The sequence below is a fragment of the Bradyrhizobium sp. genome, from assembly GCF_016462955.1.
Classification (GTDB): Bacteria; Pseudomonadota; Alphaproteobacteria; order Rhizobiales; family Xanthobacteraceae; genus Bradyrhizobium.
This window is the reverse complement of record NZ_JAEMSD010000700.1, coordinates 509-2,831: the sequence shown is the minus strand read 5'-3', so window position 1 is coordinate 2,831 and position 2,323 is coordinate 509. Positions and strand designations below refer to the sequence as shown.

Sequence of the window (2,323 nt, the reverse complement as noted above, 5' to 3'; positions counted from 1 at the left end):
GGTCGGCACCGTCTATGCGGTCGACGGCGTGTCGTTCTCGGTCAATCGTGGCGAAACGCTCGGTCTCGTCGGAGAATCCGGCTGCGGCAAGTCGACCACGGGACGATGCGTGCTGCGTCTGATCGAGCCGACGGACGGCGAGGTCACCTTCGACGGCCAGAACGTGCGGAATCTCGGCGGCAACGATCTGCGCGCGATGCGGCGCAACATGCAGCTGGTGTTCCAGGACCCGTTCGCCTCGCTCAATCCGCGCATGACGGTCGGCGCCATTCTCGGCGAGGCCTTCACCATCCACAATCTCGCCTCCTCCCCGAAAGAGCGCGAGGAGCGCGTCGCGGGCCTCCTGGTCAAGGTCGGGCTGAAGGCCGAGCACATGCGGCGCTATCCGCACGAATTCTCCGGCGGCCAGCGCCAGCGCATCGTGATCGCGCGGGCGCTCGCGGTCGAGCCGAAGCTGATCGTCTGCGACGAGCCGGTCTCCGCGCTCGACGTGTCGATCCAGGCCCAGGTCATCAACCTCCTGGAGGATCTCCAGGCGGAGCTGAACCTGACCTATCTGTTCGTCGCGCACGACCTCTCGGTGGTCGAGCACATCTCCGATCGCGTGGCGGTGATGTATCTCGGCCGCATCGTCGAGCTCGCCAAGGCCAGCGATCTCTACCGCAACCCGCAGCATCCCTACACCAGAGCGCTGCTGTCCGCGGTGCCGGTGCCCGATCCCAAGCTCAAGCGCGAACGCATCCGCCTCAAGGGCGATGTGCCGAGCCCGATGAAGCCTCCGTCGGGCTGCCACTTCCACACCCGCTGCCCGATCTCTCAGCCGCGCTGCGCGGAGGTCGTGCCCGAACTGAGGGAAGGGGCGGGCGGACACTTCGTGGCGTGTCACCTGGCCTGAACCACTTCAGTCCGCGCGCAAGGTGCGCGCCGCGCCAGTTGATGCAGCACTGTGTCGATCTCGGGGACTGCGCCGGTGCGGAGCAGCCAATCGGCGGCAAGCTCCCTGAGATCGCCAGGCGTCAGGCCGAACTTGCGACGAAATGCGCGAATGAAGGTGGAGTCGCTGCTGAACCTCAAGCTGACTGCGAGGTCCATCAACCCCTTGTCCTGCCCCGGCGGAAGAATCATCCTCTGAAAGGCGAGATTGAGCCGCTGCTCGCGAACATAATGCGCAAGACCGCCATCGGCCTCGAACAGGCGATAAAGCGTCGCGCGGGAGATCTCGAACTGGCGGCAGAGATCGCCGGCCGAAAGTGGCTCGGTCTCGAGGTGGGCTGCGATGTGGCGCTTGATCAGGGCGAGATAGAGATGCCGCTCGGCCCGCTCGACGCCGGCCAGGAGATCGGCGGTGCCACCGGCGGCCGCGGCGATGAGGTCGGCGATCGCCTGGACCGTTGCGTCTGCAACCGCGTTTCCCGGCTTCGCGCTCACGGCAAGATCGGAAAAATGGCCGGCGATCAGGCGCGAATGCGGATGATCCGCAGGCAGCAGGGTCGCCGTCGCTGAGTCGGGATGGGCCAAGCGCGGTGCCAGCATTTCACGCCGCAGGACCAGCGCCATCAGGCGGGTACGGCCGCCGCCTCCGCGCAACACGGTGTGGTTCGGCTGTGCCATGTCGATCAGACACAGATCGCCCGGCCGCATCGTCACATCGCGGCGTTCCGACCTGAAATGCATCTCCCCGTCGATGCACAGGCTGACCTGATAGTGGTCGAGCGCCCCGCGCGCGACGTGAGCGGGCGTTCGCACGTACTCCACGTCGGTGATGCGCGAATCCACCAGCACCGCATTGCTGGTCATCAGCGTCTCGGTGGTGACGTGAAAATCATCGTCCGATGTGAGCGGGATGACATCGCAGATGTCTTTCGTTTCCACACGCAATCGGGCCAAGGCCCGCATGCCGCGTCCGGGATCTTGCGGCATGCTCTCGTTCAACGTCGCACCATTCACTTCACCGTGCGAGGACTGAACCGGCAAAGATCGCCGGCGCCTCACCAAAGTCGATCTAGTCAAACGTGCCGAGGGTTCGCAAGCGAAGCTGCGTCCAACATCGATACCTGCGCAGAAACGAGTTCGACCTGTGTCGTCTCTGCATCACGTCGTCGGATTCGGCGTCTTGAGACGGCGGGCACATCGCCCGGCTTGGCGGTTTGCTAGCCAGCGCTTCGGAATGGCTCGTCCGGGACGGGCTCGTGGTGCGAACGATGATGACAAACAAATCAGATCGCCGAAAAGCCCGTTCTTGCGGCCCGTTGAAGCCCGCTAGATTTGCTCTCTCATTCGGTGCTTTCGGCTGGGTTGCCGCCGCCGCGGGCACGCTGTGGAG

Annotated in this window: 2 protein-coding genes; one reads left to right on the top strand and one right to left on the bottom strand. The window is 64.9% G+C overall.

The features are described 5' to 3' along the window. Positions 1 to 895, top strand: an 895-nt coding sequence (locus JHD07_RS37080) for an ABC transporter ATP-binding protein (RefSeq protein WP_291631213.1), incomplete at its 5' end; no start/stop codon positions are given. On the opposite strand, the gene JHD07_RS37075 is transcribed toward JHD07_RS37080, so the two are convergent. Then, positions 883 to 1,872 (bottom strand): helix-turn-helix domain-containing protein, encoded by a 990-nt coding sequence (locus JHD07_RS37075; protein WP_291631212.1) that lies wholly within the window; start codon positions 1,870 to 1,872, stop codon positions 883 to 885. The genes JHD07_RS37080 and JHD07_RS37075 overlap by 13 nt on opposite strands. Positions 1,873 to 2,323 lie beyond the last annotated feature (451 nt).